The 21,830-nt window shown below is 53.6% G+C and carries 22 protein-coding genes; 10 read left to right on the top strand and 12 right to left on the bottom strand.

Going from position 1 to position 21,830, the window contains the following annotated elements:
* Positions 1-20 precede the first annotated feature (20 nt).
* Positions 21-1,832 carry an ABC transporter ATP-binding protein gene (locus RHP47_RS08825; protein WP_310840265.1) on the top strand — a complete coding sequence of 604 codons (1,812 nt, stop codon included), beginning with the start codon at positions 21-23 and terminating at the stop codon, positions 1,830-1,832.
* Here the strand turns inward: RHP47_RS08825 and ppk1 are convergent.
* The gene (ppk1, locus tag RHP47_RS08820; RefSeq protein WP_190278333.1) at positions 1,829-4,027 is read right to left on the bottom strand and encodes a polyphosphate kinase 1; all 2,199 of its coding nucleotides are present in this window, start codon (positions 4,025-4,027) and stop codon (positions 1,829-1,831) included. The genes RHP47_RS08825 and ppk1 overlap by 4 nt on opposite strands.
* A 132-nt stretch (positions 4,028-4,159) precedes the next feature.
* On the opposite strand from ppk1, the gene lysS reads away from it, so the two are divergent.
* The 3 genes from lysS to RHP47_RS08805 all read left to right on the top strand — a co-directional run bounded on the left by lysS (position 4,160) and on the right by RHP47_RS08805 (position 6,873).
* Positions 4,160-5,680: a lysine--tRNA ligase gene (gene lysS / locus RHP47_RS08815; RefSeq protein ID WP_310840264.1), complete on the top strand. Its 1,521-nt coding sequence runs from the start codon at positions 4,160-4,162 to the stop codon at positions 5,678-5,680.
* Between the two features lie 76 nt (positions 5,681-5,756).
* Entirely contained in the window at positions 5,757-6,038 is a 282-nt protein-coding gene (clpS, locus tag RHP47_RS08810) for an ATP-dependent Clp protease adapter ClpS (protein WP_149820068.1), read from the top strand.
* Positions 6,039-6,066: 28 nt separating this feature from the next.
* The gene (locus RHP47_RS08805; RefSeq protein ID WP_310840262.1) at positions 6,067-6,873 is read left to right on the top strand and encodes a type II CAAX endopeptidase family protein; all 807 of its coding nucleotides are present in this window, start codon (positions 6,067-6,069) and stop codon (positions 6,871-6,873) included.
* On the opposite strand, the gene RHP47_RS08800 is transcribed toward RHP47_RS08805, so the two are convergent.
* From RHP47_RS08800 to RHP47_RS08780, 5 genes are all read right to left on the bottom strand, one after another.
* A complete protein-coding gene (locus tag RHP47_RS08800; protein ID WP_310840261.1) occupies positions 6,845-8,173 on the bottom strand; it encodes a 16S rRNA (cytosine(967)-C(5))-methyltransferase in 1,329 nt (442 codons plus the stop codon). The genes RHP47_RS08805 and RHP47_RS08800 overlap by 29 nt on opposite strands.
* The gene (locus RHP47_RS08795) at positions 8,164-8,622 is read right to left on the bottom strand and encodes a DUF3531 family protein (protein WP_149820062.1); all 459 of its coding nucleotides are present in this window, start codon (positions 8,620-8,622) and stop codon (positions 8,164-8,166) included. Before RHP47_RS08795 ends, RHP47_RS08800 begins: the two co-directional genes overlap by 10 nt.
* Positions 8,619-9,179 (bottom strand): glutathione S-transferase family protein, encoded by a 561-nt coding sequence (locus tag RHP47_RS08790; RefSeq protein ID WP_149820060.1) that lies wholly within the window; start codon positions 9,177-9,179, stop codon positions 8,619-8,621. The genes RHP47_RS08795 and RHP47_RS08790 overlap by 4 nt, the downstream gene beginning before the upstream one ends.
* A 93-nt stretch (positions 9,180-9,272) precedes the next feature.
* A complete protein-coding gene (gene bioD / locus RHP47_RS08785) occupies positions 9,273-9,908 on the bottom strand; it encodes a dethiobiotin synthase (protein ID WP_302679328.1) in 636 nt (211 codons plus the stop codon).
* 100 nt (positions 9,909-10,008) lie between these two features.
* Complete coding sequence (locus tag RHP47_RS08780) at positions 10,009-10,650, bottom strand: L-threonylcarbamoyladenylate synthase (protein WP_302679327.1); 642 nt, start codon at positions 10,648-10,650, stop codon at positions 10,009-10,011.
* Positions 10,651-10,833: 183 nt separating this feature from the next.
* On the opposite strand from RHP47_RS08780, the gene RHP47_RS08775 reads away from it, so the two are divergent.
* Genes RHP47_RS08775 through RHP47_RS08750 form a run of 6 tightly spaced genes read left to right on the top strand, consistent with a single transcriptional unit; the run spans position 10,834 to position 16,473 of the window.
* Complete coding sequence (locus tag RHP47_RS08775) at positions 10,834-11,817, top strand: alpha-ketoacid dehydrogenase subunit beta (RefSeq protein ID WP_286649997.1); 984 nt, start codon at positions 10,834-10,836, stop codon at positions 11,815-11,817.
* A gap of 2 nt (positions 11,818-11,819) precedes the next feature.
* Entirely contained in the window at positions 11,820-13,250 is a 1,431-nt protein-coding gene (gene secD / locus RHP47_RS08770; RefSeq protein ID WP_286649546.1) for a protein translocase subunit SecD, read from the top strand.
* Positions 13,247-14,200 (top strand): protein translocase subunit SecF, encoded by a 954-nt coding sequence (gene secF / locus RHP47_RS08765; RefSeq protein WP_149820052.1) that lies wholly within the window; start codon positions 13,247-13,249, stop codon positions 14,198-14,200. Before secD ends, secF begins: the two co-directional genes overlap by 4 nt.
* 6 nt (positions 14,201-14,206) lie before the next feature.
* Positions 14,207-14,893 (top strand): phosphate ABC transporter permease, encoded by a 687-nt coding sequence (locus tag RHP47_RS08760; protein ID WP_149820050.1) that lies wholly within the window; start codon positions 14,207-14,209, stop codon positions 14,891-14,893.
* Positions 14,894-14,938: 45 nt separating this feature from the next.
* Positions 14,939-15,661: a DUF3120 domain-containing protein gene (locus tag RHP47_RS08755; RefSeq protein ID WP_286625395.1), complete on the top strand. Its 723-nt coding sequence runs from the start codon at positions 14,939-14,941 to the stop codon at positions 15,659-15,661.
* 44 nt (positions 15,662-15,705) lie between these two features.
* A complete protein-coding gene (locus RHP47_RS08750; RefSeq protein WP_310840260.1) occupies positions 15,706-16,473 on the top strand; it encodes an E3 ubiquitin ligase family protein in 768 nt (255 codons plus the stop codon).
* A gap of 7 nt (positions 16,474-16,480) precedes the next feature.
* Here RHP47_RS08750 and RHP47_RS08745 read toward each other — a convergent pair whose 3' ends face one another.
* From RHP47_RS08745 to RHP47_RS08720, 6 genes are all read right to left on the bottom strand, one after another.
* The gene (locus RHP47_RS08745; protein WP_149820046.1) at positions 16,481-16,807 is read right to left on the bottom strand and encodes a hypothetical protein; all 327 of its coding nucleotides are present in this window, start codon (positions 16,805-16,807) and stop codon (positions 16,481-16,483) included.
* A 144-nt stretch (positions 16,808-16,951) separates the two neighbouring features.
* Positions 16,952-17,047 (bottom strand): photosystem I reaction center subunit XII, encoded by a 96-nt coding sequence (gene psaM / locus RHP47_RS08740; protein WP_011056052.1) that lies wholly within the window; start codon positions 17,045-17,047, stop codon positions 16,952-16,954.
* A 105-nt stretch (positions 17,048-17,152) separates the two neighbouring features.
* Entirely contained in the window at positions 17,153-17,743 is a 591-nt protein-coding gene (locus RHP47_RS08735; RefSeq protein ID WP_149820044.1) for a PepSY domain-containing protein, read from the bottom strand.
* Positions 17,740-18,897 carry a HAMP domain-containing sensor histidine kinase gene (locus RHP47_RS08730; protein WP_149820042.1) on the bottom strand — a complete coding sequence of 386 codons (1,158 nt, stop codon included), beginning with the start codon at positions 18,895-18,897 and terminating at the stop codon, positions 17,740-17,742. The genes RHP47_RS08735 and RHP47_RS08730 overlap by 4 nt, the downstream gene beginning before the upstream one ends.
* Entirely contained in the window at positions 18,898-19,347 is a 450-nt protein-coding gene (locus tag RHP47_RS08725; protein WP_149820040.1) for a hypothetical protein, read from the bottom strand. It lies immediately after the preceding gene.
* A gap of 117 nt (positions 19,348-19,464) precedes the next feature.
* Positions 19,465-21,822 (bottom strand): GH116 family glycosyl hydrolase, encoded by a 2,358-nt coding sequence (locus RHP47_RS08720; protein ID WP_286625391.1) that lies wholly within the window; start codon positions 21,820-21,822, stop codon positions 19,465-19,467.
* Positions 21,823-21,830 lie beyond the last annotated feature (8 nt).

Below are 21,830 nucleotides of genomic sequence, written 5' to 3'. Positions count from 1 at the left end.
GTTGTTACCTCTAAAACGGAATGTTAAAGCACCCTGCACTGCGCTCCCTTGGCAAAATTTGGCGACTACTGGATCGGGGCGATCGCTGGCAACTGGCAGGTATTGGTGTCTTAATGCTCATTGGCAGCCTTTGGGAAGCCTTGGGGGTGGGTTTGGTGCTGCCCTTTATTGCTGTCGTCGAAAAACCGGAACGCTTAAACGCCCTCCTATTTTGGCGAGAGGTTCCTCTAACCCCTGCAGAGCAATCCCAGTGGCTATTGATCCTCAGTGCTGCCCTAGGGCTTTTATATGTGGGCAAGAACCTGTTTATTGCCTTGAGCACCTATCTTCAGTTGGAGTTTCTGAACAGTAAGTACCGCAAGTTCTCAAGTTTATTATTGCAATCCTATCTCTACAAACCCTACACATTTCACCTGCAAAACAATACTGCTAAACTAATCCAGAATGTAAATACTGAAATAAATAATGTTTTTAATTTGTATCTCCTGCCTTTATTGGTTATTTTTTCTGAATCTCTAATTGTTTTTGCCATATTTTCAGTCATTATTTGGAGTAACCCTCTCATCTCAATCTTGGTTATTGCTCTAATCTCAACCCTATCCTTGCTTTTCTTTCAAGCCTTTCGCCATAAGCTCAAGGAAGTGGGTCAACGTCGCATTGATTATGCTCAAAAATCGATCCAAAGTATTAGTGAGAGTTTGGGCGGCATCAAAGAAGCGAAAGTCCTAGGTCGCGAGCAGCAATTCCTGAAGACCTATGCTGAAAACATGATTGAAGACCGCAAAGCAAACTTAGTTTTGCAGTTTATTCAGCAGTTACCCCGTGCTTATTTTGAAACATTAGCCGTTCTCACAATTATTCTTATTGTTATCCTCAACTTGCTTCAGCGGGGCAACGTGGCACAAGTTCTGCCGCTAATTTCTCTATTTGCAGCTGCAGCGTTTCGTCTGTTGCCATCGGCAACTCGCTTAACCAACAACCTTAACTCCGTTATTTACTATTCTGCTTCTGTCGATTTGTTGTATGACGATCTTTTAGAAGCCAGAATGTTGCAGGCTCCCTCTACCTCTGCTGCAGCAGCAGCACCAATTTTTCAGGATCGCCTCGAACTAATTGATCTGCACTACACCTATCCCAATGCCCCTCGGCCAGCCCTCTGTGGGGTTTCTCTCACAATTAAACAGGGGGAAATGGTTGGCTTTGTCGGATCTTCAGGGGCAGGGAAAACCACGATTGTCGATCTAATTTTGGGACTCCTAGAACCTTCTCAAGGGGATATTCGGGTGGATGGTGAGAGCATTTACCACAACCTACCGCAGTGGCAACGGCAGATTGGCTATATTCCCCAAACCATTTATCTTTCCGATGACACGCTGCGCCACAACATTGCCTTTGGCTTACCGGCAGAGGCCATTGATGAAACCGCCCTGTGGGCTGCGGTAGAGGCAGCTCAGTTAGCCACCTTTGTCCATACCCTGCCAAAAGGCCTAGACACTGTTGTCGGTGAACGGGGGGTGCGCCTTTCGGGAGGACAGCGCCAGCGAATTGGCATTGCCCGCGCCCTTTACCACAACCCCTCAGTGCTCATTATGGATGAAGCAACAGCGGCTCTTGACAATCAAACGGAAGCGGGAGTGATGGATGCCATTCAAGCCCTCAGTGGTGCAAAAACCATTATCATGATTGCCCACCGCCTCAGCACTGTCATGGCGTGCGATCGCCTGTACCTAATGGCCAATGGCCAAGTGGCGGCTGTCGGGAGCTACCAAGAACTCCTGCAAACGAGTCCAGACTTCCGAGCCATGGCGCAAGGGTATGCAGGCGCTAACTAGCGGCTCCCTTCTACTTCCTTGAGGGTACGTGCCATTAAAACACTGTGGGTACCGCGTTCGGGTTCACCGGGGGCTGGCTGTCGTTGCTGGTAGGTGCCATCGGGTTGCAGCTCCCACGCTTGGCGATTGTCTGCCAACATAATTTCAAGCAGCTCTTTGAGTTCCAGTTGAATGGTTGGATCTTGAATGGGGGTAATGGCTTCTACGCGGCGGTCTAAGTTGCGCGATCGCCAGTCGGCACTGCCAATGTAGTACTCTGGCTCGCCATTGTTGCCAAAGTAAAAAATCCGTGAGTGCTCCAAAAAGCGGCCAATGATACTAATCACCCGAATGCGATCGCTCACCCCCGGTACCCCCGGTCGTAGACAGCACATGCCACGAATGATCAGATCAATTTCTACCCCTGCTTGGGACGCCTCATAGAGGGCACGAATCACCTGCGTATCTGTGATCGCATTCATCTTGGCAATAATCCGCCCCGGTTGACCATTGCGGGCGTGTTCAATCTCACGGTAAATCAATTGCAGCGTGCGATCGCGCATTGTGACCGGGGCAACGAGAAGCTGGCGATAATCCCGTTGGCGGGAATAGCCCGTGAGCACATTAAAGAGTTCCGAGAGATCCGCTCCTAACTCGTCACGGCAGGAAAACAGCCCCAAGTCCTCATAGAGGCCAGCAGTTTTGGGATTGTAATTGCCTGTGCCAATGTGGACATAGCGACGAATTTGCCCCGCCTCTTGGCGCACAACCAAAACCGTTTTTGTGTGAGTCTTTAGACCCGGTACGCCATAGACCACGTGGACGCCCACTTTTTCCAGCTTCCGTGCCCAGAGGATATTGTTCTCCTCGTCAAAGCGCGCCTTCAGTTCCACCAAAACCGCCACCTGTTTGCCATTCTCTGCGGCTTTAATCAGGGCACTGACAATCGGCGAGTCACCCGATGTGCGATAGAGGGTCATCTTAATCGCCAGTACCTGTGGATCATGGGCCGCCAAGGTAATAAAGCGCTGTACTGTTGCTGCAAAGGAATGGTAGGGATGGTGAACGATAATATCCCCCTCGCGAATGAGACTGAAGAGTTCGTTGGCCACGGCTTCCCAATAGTCAGTGCCGAGGGTGGTAATTTCGCTGCTGGTGTCAAACATCGATTCCCGTTCCTCTACCCGCTGGAAACTGGAGGGAACTTGGGGTTGCCACTCCGGATCCTTGAACTGGGGCAAGGGCAATCCCATAAAGGCAAACAAATCATTCAAGCACAACAGACCATCGAGTTCATAGACATCAATCTCCTCGAGATCCATCTCTTCCATCAGGGTTTGCCTCAGAAGCGGTGGAATGCCCCGCTGCACCTCTAGACGCACCACAGAGCCGAAGCGCCGTTTACGAATTTCCTGCTCAATGGCAATCAGTAAATCATCCGCCTTGTCCGTTTCTAGTTCGAGGTCAGCACTACGGGTAATGCGAAAGGCAAAGTAGGCCTGAATCTCCATCCCCGGAAAGAGGGCACTGAGGTTGTGGGCAATAATTTCTTCGAGGGGAACGCCTAGCCAATGGGCACCTTGGGGCGAGTGCAAATGTTGGGGCAGGGCAACAAAGCGCGGAAACCGATTCGGTACCTTTACCCGTGCCAGTCGCTCTTGGCCAGATTCGGGATCACGGATCAGAACCGCAAGGTTGAGGCTGAGGCTAGAAATGTAGGGAAAGGGGTGCGCCGGATCGACTGCTAAGGGGGTGAGCACCGGAAAAACTTGCGCTTGGAAGTAGTCGTTGAGGTAGGCCTGCTGCTCAGGGGTCAACTCATTAAAGCGGGTGAGAAAAATCGCTTCCTTGGCCAAGAGAGCACGCAATTCTTGGTCGAAATAGCGGTGTTGCTCCGTAACGATTGGTAGCAGATATTGCCGCACTGCTTGTAATTGCTCCGCTGGGGGCATGCCATCGGCTCCCCCTTGAACAATGCCACTTTCCACTTGCTGCTTCAAGCCCGCCACCCGCACCATGAAAAATTCATCTAAGTTGGAACTGAAAATGGCCATAAATTTCAGCCGCTCTAGGAGCGGTGTGCGGGGGTCATAGGCCTCGTGGAGTACCCGCTTATTAAATTCCAGCCAACTGAGGGAGCGGTTGAAGTAGTACTGCGGATCATGCAGATCAATGGGTTCGGGAGTTTTACGGCGAGGGGACTTCGCGGGGGGCATGGCCGTTTGTTCTTGTTCATTGGTCACACTAACTTCCACTGTACTCGATTCCCCTTTAGCAGCGTTGGTACCGATTCCAGAGCGTACAATGAGAAGGTTAAGGTTTGCTAATCGTGGAGAGTTTCTACCAATATGGCCGACGTGGGGGCAACGGGAGCCGAAATTCGGGCAACACGGATTGAGAAAGCCAAAACACTGCAAGCACAGGGCATGAACCCCTATGCCTATCGTTGGGAGCGCACCCATACTGCAGCAGTTCTGCAAGAAAAATATGCTCACTTGGCCGCTGGCGAAGCGGTGGGCGATCGCGTCAGTGTCGCCGGTCGGATTATGGCGCGGCGCGTCTTTGGCAAGCTGGCCTTTTTTACACTTCAGGACGACAGCGGCACAATTCAGCTTTACCTCGATAAGCAAACCATTAGCCAAGGCATGGGGGAAGCCGCCTTTGCCGATTTGAAACACCTGACGGATGTCGGCGATATCCTTGGCGCTGTGGGCACCCTCAAGCGCACAGAAAAGGGTGAACTCTCGGTTGTGGTGGAATCCTACACCATGCTCACGAAGTCATTGTTGCCCCTGCCGGATAAATGGCACGGCCTCACGGATGTGGAAAAACGCTATCGCCAGCGCTATGTGGATCTCATCGTCAACCCCCACGTCCGCGATACCTTCCGCAAGCGAGCACTGATTACTGCCGCCATTCGTCGCTACCTCAATGAGCAGGGCTTTATTGAAATTGAAACGCCGGTGCTACAGACGGAAGCCGGGGGAGCCGAGGCGCGTCCTTTCATTACCTATCACAACACGCTGGAGATGCAGCTTTATTTGCGCATTGCCACAGAACTGCACCTGAAGCGCCTGATTGTCGGTGGCTTTGAGAAGGTCTATGAACTGGGGCGCATCTTTCGCAATGAGGGCATCTCAACCAAGCACAACCCTGAATTTACGTCCATTGAGGTCTATCAGGCCTACGCCGACTACAACGATATGATGACGCTGACGGAGGCAATCATCACCACAGCAGCGATGGAGGTGTTGGGTACGCTCAAGATGACTTATCAAGGGGAAACGATTGATCTGACGCCCCCATGGCGACGGGTGACCATGCACGATGCAGTGTTGCAAGCCACTGGGATTGATTTTCGCCAATTGTGCGATCTAGCAGCGGCGAAGAAAGCAGCCCAAAAAGCAGGGGTAAAAGACTTAGACGCCTGTGACACGATTGGCCGAGTGCTTAACGAAGTGTTTGAGCAGACTGTTGAACCGACATTGATTCAACCCACCTTTGTTCTTGACTATCCTGTGGAGATTTCCCCCTTGGCCAAGCCCCACCGCAGCCAACCGGGACTGGTGGAGCGATTTGAATTATTTATCGTTGGTCGCGAACACGCCAATAGTTTTTCGGAGTTAACGGATCCATTGGATCAACGGCAACGCTTGGAGGAACAGGCACGGCGCAAAGCGGCTGGGGATTTGGAAGCCCACAGTGTTGATGAAGATTTCCTCACAGCTCTAGAGCATGGAATGCCACCCACAGGAGGCCTAGGGATTGGTATTGACCGCTTGGTGATGTTGCTGACGGATTCGCCCAGTATTCGCGATGTGATTGCTTTTCCGCTGTTGCGTCCAGAATCGGTGAGTGGTCAAGTTTGATTGGTTTGCTAAAATCTTAAGCATATTTGTTGAATTCCTGATACTGAATGTCCACTGAATGGAGGCATGGCCAACAATGTCAGTGCAAACCATTGAAAAACCAGCAACCGTTCGCAAGTTGGCGCCCCGCTATCGTGTGCTCCTTCACAATGACAATGTCAATTCCATGGAGTATGTGGTGGAGGTATTGCTGAAGACTGTGCCGAGCCTCACCCAACCCCAAGCCGTGGATATCATGATGGAGGCGCACATGACGGGGGTGGCCTTGGTGATCACCTGTGCCCTTGAGCATGCTGAATTTTATTGTGAAGGCCTGAAAATGGCAGGGCTGACGAGTACCATTGAACCGACTGAATAAGCCACTTTTCGCTCAGTTTTGGCGGCAAATGATCCGCCGCCCCTTCTGGATTCGCATCTTTAGTTTTGCCCTAACGCTGGTGCTGCTGTGGCTGCCCATCGGCCTGAGTATCTATTTTCTTTGGGGTAAGGGCGGTGCTGCCAGCTTTGTCAATATGGGGCTGTTGTACCTCATCTTTATTCTCTTGCTGCGAGTCTGGGGACGGCGGGTATACCAACAGCGATCGCCCCTAGTGTTTTATGGCCTTAAGGGGGGGTGGAACTTTGGGCGGGATGCCCTGATCGGCTGGCTGGCGGGGGTGTTTTTGGTTGCCCTGCTATTTCTCATCGAAGGACTTTTGGGCTGGGTAAGCTGGCAGGGGCTACCGGATCGCTTTGGGCTGCTGCTGTTGGATGGCGTCCTCACCGGTGTTGCTGTGGGCTTTGCTGAGGAATTGTTGTTTCGCGGCTGGCTGTTGCAGGAGCTAGAGCTAGAGTACCAACCATGGTTTGCCTTGGTGCTCAATGGCCTGATCTTTGCCGCGTTGCACTATCTGCATCCCTTGGAGGTCATTTTGGCCACATGGCCGCAGTTTTTCGGCTTGGCACTGTTGGGCTGGATTCTTGGTTTGAGTAAATGGATCTTTAGCGGACGATTGGGCTTTCCCATGGGACTCCACGGTGGCTTGGTCTGGGCTTATTTTGGTGTCAACGTGGGCAAATTGGTGAGCTATACGGGGGTAGCGCCAGAGTGGCTAACCGGCATCAATGGCAACCCAATCGCTGGCCTGATGGGGGTAGGTATTTTAATTCTGGTGGCTTTGGGGCTTAGCTACCGCGTCGCAACCGCACCATAAAAAAGCCATCCATATCGTGCCGTTGCGGCCAGACGGTGATCCAGCCTGCGGGAGCTGCTTTTAGGGGAAAGTCTGCGGGGGGTGGTTCAATGTACCACTGGCGATGGTGAGCCAGAAAGTGCTGAATCTGGGCTTCATTTTCGGCTGGCTCTAGACTACAGGTGGCATAGACAAGCAGACCTTGGGGTTTCACCCACTGGCAAACATTGGCTAAGAGTTGAGCTTGCAGGGGCACTAGTTCAGCCAAGCGTGTTCTCAGGGGTTGCCAGCGGCTATCGGCATGGCGGTGGAGGGTACCTGTACCGGAGCAGGGCACATCTAAAAGAACGCGATCGCCCATCGCTGCAAAATCCCCTGCTGTTGAACTATCAAGGGTGTGAATTTCAATACTCTTCAGGCCGAGGCGATTGCGATTTTGCGCCAACTTCCGCAGGCGACTGGGGGTGCGATCGCAGGCAATGACGCGGCCTTGATCGGCCATCAACTCAGCAATATGCGTGGTTTTGCCCCCCGGTGCTGCACAGGCATCAATGACAACCTCACCGGGCTGCGGAGCCAGCAAATGACTGACCCACTGCGCTGCCCGATCCTGAACCGACCAGTGACCTTCAACATAGCCGGGGAGTGCCGGCATAGCTTGGCCACAGTGGGGCAGGACGAGTCCTTGGGGCAAGTCGGGAATCGGTTTCAGGCTATAACCTGCTGCCTCAAAGTCAGCAATCAGTTGGTTAGTCGTTGTCCGCAATGGATTGAGGCGTAGATCGAGGCGAGGGGGTTGATTAAACCACTGACAGAGGGCAATGCATTCCTCTTGTCCTAAACGCTCCAACCAAGATGCAATCAGCTCATCGGGAAAGCTATAGCGACACCCCAGTTGGGAGACCAAGGGCAGGGGAGCAATGAGAGCCTCAAGGGGATCGGTCGTGGAGCGGCTGTAACGGCGCAAGACCCCATTCACCAGTTTGGCAAAGCCGCCTAAACCCATCTCTTTGACCAGTTCAACACTGGTGTCCACGGCAGCATGGGGGGGAACGCGATCCAGATAGCGCAGTTGGTAGAGGCCAAGGCGCAACACTAACTGTACCTTCAAGGGCGGCAGTTGCTGACAAAACCCCTGAACAAGGGTATCTAGGGTGCGCTGTTGGCGGATAGTCCCATAGACCAGTTCAGTGATCAGGGCGCGATCGCCTTCCTTGAGAGACCGCTGCTGCAACACCTGATGAAGTGCCACATCGGCATAGGCTCCCTTGGCCACCCGTTCTAGGGCATCGAGGGCAAGACGCCGCGCATTTAGTTCCACGCCGATTGTTCAATCATTTCCCGCTGTTCACTGGTGGCGATCGGCCATTCGGGATTATCACCGCCAATCACTAGCGTTTTTAAGGGCACATAGTCCTCACTAAACTGATTGAGGGCATTAATCAGAACATCCAAGGCCAGAGCGTCACTGGTGCCCAAGTCAAACCAGCAGCGTGCCCAGCGATCGTTGTATTCAAACTCGCCCATATTGTGCATCACGGCCATCATCGAACTGTCGGCTTGGGCGCGATCGTACTCTAAGTAACTGAGGTCTAACCCCGTTTCCTGGACTTGCAGATTCTCAGCGTTGAATCCCCCCAGCTTCCCGAGGAAAAACCACGAGTTAAAGACTTCCTCAAGGTACTGCTGCTCAACGGATGAAGGCGGTGCGGCAAATTCCACCCAAATCCACAAATCAAAGGGATCCACTTCGCGAAAGATGACATTCATGCGCCAACTCCCATTAAGCCCTTCTGGAATGCGGGTCGTTGTTGGAGACGTGCCACATAATTTGCCACCGCAGGATAGGGACTCAAATCCACTTGAAAAAGCATCTGTAGATAGGCCAGCACTGACCCGAGGGCAACATCGGCAACGGAAAAGTGATTGCCGAGAATGTAGGACTGCCCCATGAGGGCGGTCTCAATGCCTTTGAGGAGTCGCGGCAGCTGGCGATCGCGCGTTTCAGGCGGAAACATTGCCTGTGTCAAGGTGGAATTGGCAAACAGCACCCACTGATAAACTTGAGCAGCGGCAGCCGCATCCTTGGGTAATTCACCGTGGACTTGGGCAAGATAGAGCAAAATGGCTCCCGATTCCCAGAGCACGATATCGCCATCAACAATCACGGGCACTTTACCCATGGGGTTGAGTTTGAGAAAGTCGGGCTGATGTTGCTCCCCGGCTTGTAGATCCATCAGCACAAATTCATAGGGAATTCCCAATTCTTCTAAATACCAGCGAACAATACTGGCGCGGGATTTGGCACCGCCATAGAGCTTTAGCATAGGTCAGTTCAGCGATCTGTTGTGTCAATTAATCTAAGTCACTTTTATTATGCGCTTTGATCGGCCGCAAAATGATTTCTTGCCTCACAGTCCTCAACGCCAAAGCAGATGCAGCGGCCATTCGGCGACCATTTCCGCCAACTCCTCATTGGAGTGTTGACCACAGGGCAGCACCCCCAGCACGGGCACTTGGGTAAAACGGCTGAGAAATTCTGGTGGTGTCCACTGTGCAATATCCGTGTCGCTACAGGGGGTGACACAGTTGAGAATCAGACCGCGAATGTCCAGCTTGTACTGCCGTGCAAGGGCAATATTGGCCACAATTTGGGCGATCGCCCCCAAGCGCACCGTTGCCACCAAGACAATCGGCAACTTCCAAGCGGCTGCCAAGTCCGCCACCGTCCACTCCCAAGTCATGGGCGACCCTAGACCGCCAATCCCTTCCACTAAAAGGTAATCAAACCGCTCCTGAAGCTGCTGGTAAGTCTGCCACACAGGGGCTAGATCAATCGTGCGCTGCTCCAACTCGGCGGCAATGGGAGGCGCAAGGGGTGCTGCAAAACTGAGGGGACACACTTCACTGGCGGTTTGTTGCAGGGGCAGAGTTTGGCAGTAGTAGTCACCGTCTCCGATTTCGACCGCAGTACCGCTCTGCATTGGTTTGAGAATGCCCCAGCGTTCTTGGGGACGATAGCGATGGGCGTAAGACCACAGTGCCCGCGTGATCATCGTTTTGCCCACACCGGTATCCACACCCGTAATCAGTAGGGACTGGCAATGCTGAGAAATCGTGACTCCCCCCTAACGCGAAAATGCTCAATCATTATATCTATTTCATTAAATGTGACGGCAAAATAATGTTGGGCAATATTGGTCGCAAGTCATCCACAGACACAGGGCCAAAGTTCATAATGGTTGGGTATTCAAGGGTGAAGTCCACGAGGGTTCCCCGCCGTCCATAGGCACAGCGCCCCCCATCCACAATCAGCGGCACTTGCTCGCCATAGTATTTTTGGGCGTCCTCAAAGCTGACAATGAGTTCCGTCCCCACTTTCACCGTTGCTGCCACCAAAAAGAAGGGCAAGGCACCCACGAGATCGTAGATAAAGCGATCGGGACAAGCGAGATAGACACAATCAAAACCCTGCATAATTTGTGGGTCTAGGTGGGGCTTGCCCTTGACAATCATAGTGACGGGGTAGGGAAAGTGAGCCAGCATGGTTTTTGCCTCTTGGGAGAGGTCTGCCACTTCAGCCGCGCGATCGCCCCGGGTGAGAATGGCTAAGGGCTGTTCCGTACTAAAGTGCTTGAGACGACGCAGCTTTGCGATCGCCCTTGGACTCGTGCCGTTGACGACAAAGCTATAGACCGTGGCCATGGGCAGAATAATGACATGATCCTGCTGCAAGTGGGTTTGAATGGTTTGAAAGCTGCGAGTATCAGCGGGGAGCGATCGCGCCAAGGTGGTCATGTTTGGTACTCCGAAAATCATTAGGCGGTAAATGTGCCCTTGATCTCTAGTCTATGCTCAATAGGTTTTAGGGGGAGTTGAGAATAGATTGCGTTTAATGATGAGTCTGATAAGCATGATCGCAAGCGGTGCAGTTTCAACTACCCTAGGAAATAGTCCTTAATGAGTGTATGCCGCGCAACCATGGCCGAGACCTTCATGTTTAATGCCCTTCGTGCTGCCATTGATGAAGAAATGGAGCGTGACCCCACAGTGTTTGTGCTGGGGGAAGATGTGGGACATTATGGCGGCTCCTACAAAGTCACCAAAGACCTCTACAAAAAGTATGGTGAACTGCGTCTATTGGATACCCCCATTGCTGAAAATAGCTTTACCGGCATGGCGATCGGGGCAGCAATGACCGGCTTGCGTCCCATTGTCGAGGGCATGAACATGGGCTTTTTGCTCTTGGCCTTCAATCAAATCGCCAACAATGCTGGCATGCTGCGCTACACCTCTGGCGGCAACTTCAAAATCCCGATTGTGATTCGCGGTCCCGGCGGTGTTGGCCGGCAATTGGGGGCAGAGCACTCGCAACGTCTTGAAGCCTACTTTCAAGCAGTCCCCGGATTAAAAATTGTTGCCTGCTCAACCCCCTACAACGCCAAGGGCTTGCTCAAATCGGCGATTCGCGATCCCAACCCAGTGCTGTTCTTTGAGCATGTGCTCCTGTACAACCTCAAGGAAGACCTCCCCGAAGAGGAATACCTGCTGCCCCTCAATAAAGCTGAGATAGTCCGCAGTGGCGAAGATGTTACCATTTTGACCTACTCGCGGATGCGCCACCATGTGCTGCAAGCGGTGAAAACCCTTGAAAAAGAGGGCTACGACCCCGAAGTGATTGACCTGATTTCCCTAAAGCCTTTGGACTTTGAGACAATTGGTGCCTCGATTCGCAAAACCCATCGCGTGGTGATTGTCGAAGAGTGTATGAAGACGGGGGGCATTGGTGCTGAACTCTCAGCCTCGATCATGGAACGCTACTTTGACGAACTGGATGCCCCTGTGATCCGCCTTTCCTCCCAAGATATTCCCACCCCCTACAACGGTACCCTAGAGAATCTCACAATTGTGCAACCGCCCCAAATTGTAGCGGCCGTGCAGAAGCTGGTGCAGGGACAGGTTTAACCATGGGAAAATATCGCGGCTGGCTGATTGCCATTTTGGTGTTGCTGATGGCCGCCACGTGGGTCATTGTGCGCACACCGGCTCGACTGGGCTTAGATCTGCGGGGGGGTGCCCAACTGACGTTGCAGGTGCAAACAACGGATAAGGTGCCCCAAATTACGCCCCAAGTGCTGGCGGCAGTGCAAGGGGTGGTGCAACGGCGGATTGATGGCTTGGGTGTTGCCGAAGCTGTGGTGCAAACTGCTGGGGATGACAAGCTCTTGGTGCAATTGCCGGGGGTCACCGATCCTCAGCAGGCGGAACGGATTCTCAAGGGGACGGCACAACTGCTCTTTGCCGCCCAGAAGCCGGGCACAGAGGCTCAATTGCAAATTGAGCGGCAACTTCAGTCGCAACTGCTCTTGGAACAGGCGCAACTCTTAGCGGAGCAGGCTCAAAATGCCAATCATCCTGATGCCCTGAAGGAGATTGAGGCAAAGCTGGCCAAAAACCGTGAATCCCTTGAAAAAAGCCAGCAGGCGATCGCCCGCCTCTTCACGCCCTCGGATTTGACAGGCGCAATGCTCAGGGAAGCCTTTGCCAGTCCCGTCGCTCCGGGATCCCCGAACTGGAGTGTGATTGTCCGTTTTGACAGCCAAGGGGCTGAACTTTTTGCCCAACTGACCAAGGAGATTGCTGGCACGGGGCGCAGTCTGGGGATTTTTCTTGACGATCGCCTGATTAGTGCGCCAACGGTGGCGGTGGAATATGCAGAAACAGGGATTGTTGGCGGCAGTGCAGAGATTTCCGGTGGCTTCACTGCCCAAACTGCCAATGATTTAGCCATTCAGTTACAAGGGGGGGCGCTGCCCGTTCCCCTCGAGGTGGTGGAAAACCGCACGGTGGGGGCTTCGCTGGGTCAAGATAGCATTCGCGATAGCCTCTATGCCGGTTTGGCGGGCTTGGTGCTGGTGCTGATCTTTATGGTGGCCTACTACCGCCTGCCGGGATTGATTGCCGACATTGCCCTGATTCTCTACGCCATCTTTACCTATGCAGCGTTTCTGCTGTTTGGGGTGACGCTGACACTGCCGGGGATTGCGGGCTTTATTCTCAGTATTGGTATGGCGGTGGATGCCAATGTGCTGATTTTTGAGCGCACCCGCGAGGAGTTACGGGCAGGCAAAACCCTCTACCGTGCCGTTGAATCGGGGTTCGATCGCGCCTTTGCCAGTATTCTCGATAGCAATGTCACCACCTTGATTGCCTGTGCTGCCCTCTTTGCCTTGGGGACAGGGTTTGTGCGCGGTTTTGCTGTGACCCTTGCCATCGGCATTGGCATTAGTATGTTTACGGCTCTCACCTGTAGTCGCACGTTCTTGTTTTACGCCATTAGCATTCCCAGTCTACGTAAGCCCAATTGGTTCTGTCCAAAACTGGAGAGCTTTCGATGAGCTTTAGTGTCAATCGCCAGCGATCGCTCTGGTGGGGTTTATCCCTAGTAGTCATTCTCAGTGGCCTTGTGGCAATGGCCATCTCTTGGGTATCCCTAGGAAGTCCCCTGCGCTTGGGCTTGGATTTTATCGGTGGCACACGGCTGCAATTTGAACTGGCCTGTAGCGCTATGCAGACCTGTTCTCAGCCGATTGATATTGATGTGGTGCGTCAAGTGCTTAATCAGCAAGGCCTAGGCAACAGCAGTCTGCAAATTATTGATCAGTACGGGGTGAGTATTCGGACGGTACCCCTCGATGTGGATCAGCGCACTCGCCTCAGTGCTGCCCTCACGCAGAAAATTGGTGACTTTGACCCCCAGAAAACGCAGATTGAGACCGTTGGCCCTACCCTTGGCGAAGAAATCCTGCGATCGGGGTTGCTGGCGCTCTTGGTGTCGTTTATTGGCATTACGATCTATCTCACGCTGCGTTTTCAGTTTGACTACGCCTGTTTTGCCCTTGTCGCCCTTGTCCACGATGTGTTGGTGACCACGGGGGTGTTTGCCATTTTGGGACTCGTGGCAGGGGTGGAAATTGACAGTCTCTTCATTGTGGCGCTGCTCACCATCATTGGCTTTTCTGTGAACGATACGGTGGTCATCTACGATCGCGTGCGAGAAACCCTGAAGCTCTACCCTGATCTCGGCATTAAAGAGGTGGTGGATCAGGCAGTGGTGCAAACCCTTGGCCGCTCGATTAATACCACCCTAACGACCCTGCTGCCATTGATTACCATCTTCATCTTTGGCGGCGACACGCTGCGCTACTTTGCCCTAGCGCTGATCATTGGTTTCACGACGGGAGCCTACTCCAGTATTTTTATTGCCAGTACCCTCCTTGCTTGGTGGCGCGATCGCCAGCCGCCTCGTCCCGCCACGAATACACTGGAGACAACGCCTACGCCCTAACTGGTTGTGCTCATTCCCCTCACCCAAGAAAAAGTCCGTCAATTGGTGCCACTGGTGGCCACGGGTTCCCAGTATCGCTATGTTTGGGGCAAACTTCAGGACTTTCTACGACGCTTAACCTTCTCTGTGGTAGCGGTGGCCATTGTTGCTTTTGGTTTGAATTTTTTAGGGGATAGCACCCAACTGGTTTTGGGTCTGATTGCAGGTCTCTATTGGCTCTGGGCACCGGCAGTGTTGGCCTCATTTCGCAATCGTCGCCATCGGCGGTTTCCCTATGGGGGTTTTTGGCGCGGGCGCGTCTTGGATGTCTATGTCACCGAAGAATTGGTGGGCAAAGAGGAGACGGTGAACGACAAGGGGCAACTGGTGATTATCGAGAACCGTGAACGCTGCTTGAATCTGGAGATTGGTGATAAAACCGGCTTTGAAACCAGAGTGCAGGCCAAGTTACTGCGTCAACATCGAGGGATTCGCCCCGGCGATGCAGCGGAAATGCTGGTTCTCTCCCGTCGTCCTGATCTGGCAGAGATTGAACTGATTTCTGAAGTTTTCCTGCCCCGCCATCGCCTCTGGATTGGCACCTACCCCATTTTGCAGCGGGATGCCTTTATTGATCTATCAGAAACACTGCGGCGCAAAGCGCGTTCAAAAGCCCCTCGGCGATCGCCCCGACCACGACGTTCCAGCCTGTGATACCTTAAAGGAAAGAAATAAAAGTTAACAATTCCTGATATTCCCTTGACTGCTCTTACGTCCCCCTCGGTTTTTCCTGCGCTGCGCCTTGGCTCACGTCTGGCTTGGTTCCTTTTTGGCTTTGCTGCCTTCTTGGTGTCGGTTCCCGTGTTTATTGAAGCGCCCCTCGTGCGGACACAGCCTTGGCTGAGTTTGGCTCTGACGCCGCTGCTTCTAGGCCTCAGTTTCTATCTCCAGCGTCAATCCCACTGCCGCTATTGGGGGGAGATGCTCTATGGATTTAGCTGGTGCTGGGGGGCAGGGTCGCTCTACTGGGGGTGGTTGCGCTGGGAACCCCTGTGGCATTTGCCCATTGAGGCGCTCCCCATTCCGCTCATGCTCTGGCACCTACGGCAGCGGCAGCAACTGGTGGGGGTGTTCTTTTTTTTGGGGTCTTTTCTGGGCACGGCCATCACCGATGCCTACTTTTACCTCATTGATGTGATTCCCCATTGGCGTGCGATTATGTACCTCGAAGGAGATTTGATCTCCGTTCAGGAGATGCTGGGGCAGGCGATCGCCCAAGCCCAAACCTTTAGTGGCCAGGTGTGGGGGGTTCTCTTGAGCCTGAGTTTACTCCTCATTGGTCTATTGCCCCTCTTTGAATCTCAGATTCGCCGTGGCTATCCCGCTGTCTTGCCCGTGTGGGGATTTATGGGCGCTGTCTTGAGTACACTCGTTGTTGATGGTCTCTTTGGCCTCACCATTGGTTTATTATCCTTGAGTTAAGACAGTTCTCTCTAAAACCATCAGAGAGGAATTGAGCGCCAGTCATGGGGGTTATTGCTCACCTTTGCTTAACGGGGTCGGCCTTTCTCTTTGCCCTTGAGGGCTATTATCGGCTGAAGTTAAAGGCAATGAAGGTGGCCAACCCTAGCTCTATTCGTGAGTTACAGCAATGCCAGCAACAGGTGGCTCAGGAAATCGGTAGCGGCAGTTGGCGCGAGTACGTGCAGGTGGTTGGCCAAGTCACCACGTCTCAACCCTTGCTCTCGGAAGTGAAGCGTATTCCCTGTGTTTATTACAAAACAATCATCAGCCGTGAGTATGAAAAAGAGGGGAGCGATCGCCACAATCGTCGAGAACGCCAGTCGGAAATTATTGGCCGCCATGAGCAGTCAACCCTATTTTTTCTGCGAGATCATCAGGGGGAAATTGAGGTAAACCCCCTCGGCGCTGAGATTGAAGCACTGCAGGTCTTAGACGAACTGCGGCCTGCGGATAAACCCCATTCCTTTGCCTTCTCCTTGGGGTTCTTGTCATTGAATTGGCGGTTTGGTAGCACGACGACGCTGGGTTATCGCTATCAGGAGTGGGTGCTGCCCTTGGGGCAACCTGTTTCAGTGGTGGGCATGGCCTCGGATCAGGGGGGGATACTCCGCCTGCAAAAGCCACAAAAGCGGGGACAAAAATTCATCATTTCCTTGAGTGTTGAGGATCAACTTAGCCAGCAGTACAAGCGGCAAAAACGGAAAATGACCTATGCGTCCCTCAGTGCTGCCCTCTGTGGTGTCTGTGGTTTAGTCTTGGCCTTGTTGTAGGCTGGGCTTAGTCCGGTTCTTGCTTGGGGTTTTTAGGTTGTACCCAGATGATCCGCCGCTGATTGGCAGCAATTAAATTGGCCTCCTCTTGGGCAATGCGCTGCCGTGCTTGGGGTTGGCGATCGCGCTCCTGTTCCAGTTGCAATTCCTTAACTCGTGCCTCCAGCTGCGCCACTTCTGCTTCGAGGGCATGGAGCTTTTGCAGTTGACTGAGTTGATAGGGCACCAGCTTGGCGATCGCCCCTAGGGCAAAGGCGAGCAGGATCAGATTCACTGCAATTTTGGCACCCGCTTCCCAAGCGATCGCAGGAATTTTTCGAGGAGAGTGAACCATGACTAAACCATGAACGGCGAGTTGTCTATCAGTATAAAAAGAAAAAAGCAGCCCCCCTGTCTTAGCAACAACATCGGGAACCGCCTGATAAATTTTAGTTTGGAGAAATGACGTTATGCAGCCAGTTAGCGATAACAGGTGCAACTACTTGTACAACTCAGTGGACAGCCGAAATGCCAACACCGCAGGCAGCAGCGCAATCACAAGGGCAACGTAAACTTGGGTATCGGTCAGCGCCATGAACAACTCCTTTGTGGAATAACAGTCGCGATCAAGTGCTGTATTTATTACTCCATAGGCGCTTACCTTTGGCAACGCCTGCTCATAGTTTGTAACATTTCGCAGCTAGGTCTCCGGGGTCACCCTAGGACGCCAGTGGGGCAGCCGTCGCAGGAGAGTCAGCATCGAGAGTCCCGTGGCCAGAAGTGTCAGCAAACTCAGACCCACCAAAAGAACATAGAAGGGACGCCCCACCTCGCCCCAATAGGTTCCCTGATGCAGGCTCAGGAAAATCGCCGCCTGTTCTTTGGAGAGGCCAAACCAGTTGCGGCCAAGGCGATAGGCCATTCCCGTCGTGGCACTCACGAGCAAGGGCAATGCTGCAATGGCAGCCAAAAGATGATGCAGCCGCCGTGCTGACCACTGCGCCGGCAGCGATCGCCCCCACAGGAGACCCAAACCCGTGGCAATGATTCCCAGCAAGCCTAAACCAATGACCAACACATAGAGCGGCACGCCCCATTCCCCCAGATAGCGGCCTTCATGAAGGGTCATCATCGCCCGCCCAAAGTCTTTAGATAGCCCAAACCAACTGCGTCCAAGACGATGGGCGATTCCCGTTGTGGCGGAGATCAATAGGGGTAGGGCAAAGATCGCCACAAGGAATTGATGCCCCTGACTGCTGATTTTGGCGAGGCGCTGTTTCAGAGCACTCATCGTTCCACCTTCATTGGCAAGGGAATTGTCAACGTAAAGGCCGTACCGCGATCGCCCTCGTAGGGACTGGTGACCCGCAGACTGAGACCATAGGGACGCAGCAGATCTTGAGCAATTGCTAAGCCAAGGCCACTGCCCTCAATCCCACTGTCGGCTTGAATCCCGCGGTAGCCCCGTTCAAAGAGGCGCGGCTGCACCTCCAGAGGAATTCCACAGCCGGTATCCCAAACCGTTAACTCTAAACCTGCAGCTGTGGGGGTCAAGTGCAGACCAATCGTGCCGCCTTTGGGGGTGTACTTAAAGGCATTGTCTAGCAGATTCCCCACCACCTCCGGCAGCACCCGTTCCTCTAGCCAGATCGGGGGGAGTTGGGGTGGCATTTCGACCACAAAGGTTTTGCCTTCCATTTCCGCACGGGCTTGGGCGGCGGTGATCAGCGGCGAGAGGGTTTCAACTAGATCGAGGGGTTTACCCGCAAGGGGTAGGGGCTGGCTGCCCGTGAGGACGGGAATATCGTTGCCCTGTTGGCGATAGTCCTCCAACAATGCCATGAGCCGCTCTGTTTCCTTGGCAATGCCTTCGGCGAGGGGGCGCCCCTGGTGATCGGGTTCCAACCGTTTGAGCAGGAGCTTGACAAAGGTGCGAATGGCGGCCACGGGATTGCGCAGTTGATGGAGCAGGTCATCAAAGCGCTGTTGCTGCTGATCCAGTGTGCTAGCAGGGGAGTGGCTGAGCCATTGTTGCCGTTGATCCAAGACGCAGGCGATCGCCAGTGTTTGCGCCACCTGTTGCAATTGTGCCTGCTCTGCCGCCAGCCAAGGACGGTGTTGCCGCTGCGCCACCAGTACCCCCAAGACCCAATTTTGGTACATCAGGGGCAGGATCAGTTGATTGGCCAAGGACGAGACGACCTGTTGAGGGCGATGGCTTAACGGGGTCTCTGCTGCTTGCGTTGGCGGTGGTAGGGTCGGGGGAAACGGTAAGCTCAGGGGGGGTGCCGCCTCTGGATAGACAGCAACGGGAGACCATGAGGGGGAGTCGTTAAGGGTTTCACTCAGATAGACCGCCAGTGAAGAGGCACCCAAGCTGTTAACAACGAGTTCTAATTGGGTACGACAGAGGGCAGCAAATTCTTCACTGGCTGGCCAGAGCATCTAGGCAGTAACCCCGGAGTGACTCGACGATTGTGGAAGCAGCGCTTGAAAATCACCACTCCCCTTTGTATATTCTTCCAGCAATTGCTTTTCAATGGGAAGCAGGTTGGGATCCGGGTCAGCCTCCTGTTCTTTGAGGGTTTCTTCAATGAGTCCCATCTGCTCCTCTGCTTCAGCAAGGGCACTGAGCAGTTCTTCATTGATGGGGGCATTGCCGTTTTGACTCACGAGCAACTGGTAGCGATCGCGCAGGTCGTTGAGTTCCCGCTGCAGGGCTTCTTTTTCAGCAACGAGTTGCTCACTCATCTGCTTGTAATATTTGAAGGCCATCAAAAAGGGGACGAGCTTTTCCCGCAGCGTCATGTGGTCAATATCGAGTTTGGTATAGCGTTCTGCCAGTTGGCTATAGGCTTGGCACAGACGTAGGTAACGTTGGCTGAGGTTATCCATAGGTTATCTAAAGAAGTGGCTGTTGACGCGCTACCCACTATCATAGACGGGCAGCCCATTGGTCACCATTGTCGCGGCTTCACAAATTGAAACAATGTAAAATAGATTACAAAATTTTTAGGTGGATCGTGATCCCTGACTGACGAGAGCCAGTGCCCAGATAGCCATGGGGCGTAGATACATACAGGCACGGAAGGTACCATTGGCCGTAATCGCCTCCGGTGTACGAAATTGCAGACCATTATCGTAGACTTGGCGGACAACTACTTCGGCTAAATGCCATGCTTCGCGGGTCATACCCCGCAGCCACAAAAAGGCGGCCAAGCCAAAGTTAATCCCTGTCCAGACTTCAAGGGGATGGGTAGCGTGGGGGTTTTCGGGTTGACCATTGGGCAAAAGACCATTGGCGGCACCCAACTGGCCATTGTGAAATTCGAGAAAACAGGTGTCGTAAATTTTCCGCAGGGCGCGATCGCAACAGTCTGGGGGCACAATATCCGCCAAACCCAAGAGTTGGGCATAGAACTGGCCACACAGTTGATCCGCCATGATCACATCGGAACCACTGCCGGTATCAAGACGGTAGTACTCGCCATTCCACAGCAGTTGATGGTAGCGGGGGCGAGCTTGCTTGAGCCACTGGCGGTAGGTCTCCACCTGCGGTTGTTGGAGAATCGTGCCGAGGGCGATCGCTGCCTCGAGGGCTGCCAACCACAAGCCACCACAGTAGGCACTGACCCCCTGTAGCTTCCAGTCATCGTAGGTTTGATCCGGGGCACCGCCATTTTCTGGCAGGCCATCGCCATCGTGGTCAAATTGTTTCAAATAGGCCAAGGCGGCCACCACAGCCGGCCAGCACTCACGGGCAAAGTCGAGATCCGTCTGCCCAGTAAACAAAAAGTCGCGATAGACCAAAAGGACAAAGTCAGAAGCTAAATCCTTCCAAAGATTGCAGTCCTGATAAGCAGTGTAGTTCGTCCTTTCCCAAGGATGCTCATTGGGCGCACCGAGATCGTGGGGCACGGCATTGGCCAGTTTACGAGGCGCTTTGTAGGCGGTTTCGGGGTCGCCGCGATAGAAGTAGCCAATGATTCTCCGGGTGGGATCAGCGGTGGGAATCGCCCGCGCAAAGGCACGCATTACGGATTTTTCCAGTTCTGGCCACAGTTGCAGCAGGGCAAAGGAGCCATAGAGCCGCACATCCAGACTTTCATACCAGCGGTAGTCAAGGCATTCTAGAACGGCGAACTGCCCCACGGGGTCGCGATCGCTGGCGGCACTCCAAAGCGTTCCACCACTACTGAGGACGTATAGCTCATTACACAGTGCCATCTTGAACCAGTCGGGCCAATCGGGGTGGGTGAGAATTGGCGCTTGCCAAGTGCGAATCTGCTGTTGCCATTCCTTGTAATGCTCTAGGCCACGGGCGGCAAGGGTGATAGCATTGGTGCCACTGCGATCGCAAAAATCCGTGTAGCGACGGTAATAGATCACGCCCTTGCCAAACTCAGTCACAGGAAAGTCCCACGCCAAGACCACGGGAATTTGTTTTGTTTCCCTAGGTGCCAAGGCAAAGCGCACCGCAAAGGCGGCGGCCACCTGTTCTCCCGCTGCCGCTGGGGTTGGATCATTGACAATTGGTAGGGAACCATCCCCCGAAAATGATTGCCACAGTTGTGCCCCATCCCCCTCTGGCTGCCAGCGACTACAGCCAAAAAACTCACCAAGGCCTGTGGGAACCAATGCTGCCCATTCACCATCGCCTTCTTGGGGTGGGTTCGGGTGGGGCGTACGGCGCAGTCGCCAACCTTGGTAGGACTCTGTTTGAATCAGTTCATTAAAATTGCCGTCACTTTGACCCCAAGGGGGCGTGTAGGTATAGACGGGGCTGCCATCATCGCGGATTTCAATAGCAGAGGAAGGGGTGGTATTGCGAAACCAACCGACGGTATTTTGCCACGAGAACATCAAGCTGAGGGTGAGGGGCTGATCCGTGGGATTGCTAAACGTCCACAGAAACACCGCCACGGGGTAACTGGTTTCTTGGTAGTTGTGGGGCAGAATCGGTGAAAACTGTTCGCAGGTGATCTGGGCGCTAAAGACCCCCTCATAGACAAACCAACTGCGGGGATAGCGGGCAGCGTAGATACCTTTGCCAGCCGGATACCATTGCCAAGTGCTGAGGCGGCCATCGTTAGGGGGAGTCCCTAGGGCGTAGGCTTGGGTTTGCTCTCCCCGCTCAAAAAGACTAAATTGACAGGCGGGCAGGGTGCCAAAGAGGTGCTCACCGCCATCAAGGTGCCAAAGGTTAAAGTCCCCGGCCGAGGAACGACCAATACAGCCCGCGCCAAAGCCACCAAGGGGCATGCCATGCCAAGGGCCATCGTCTAAATTGCTGGCATAGCGAACGCGATAGGGATTTTCCCAGCCTTGGGCGATCGCCCGTGTCCAGGTACAGTTGGCAAATTCAATCACACCACTTT

The organism is Thermosynechococcus sp. QKsg1, assembly GCF_031586415.1.
Lineage (GTDB): Bacteria > Cyanobacteriota > Cyanobacteriia > Thermosynechococcales > Thermosynechococcaceae > Thermosynechococcus.
The sequence above is the reverse complement of the archived record's forward strand: the minus strand, read 5'-3'. Positions and strand labels throughout refer to the sequence as shown.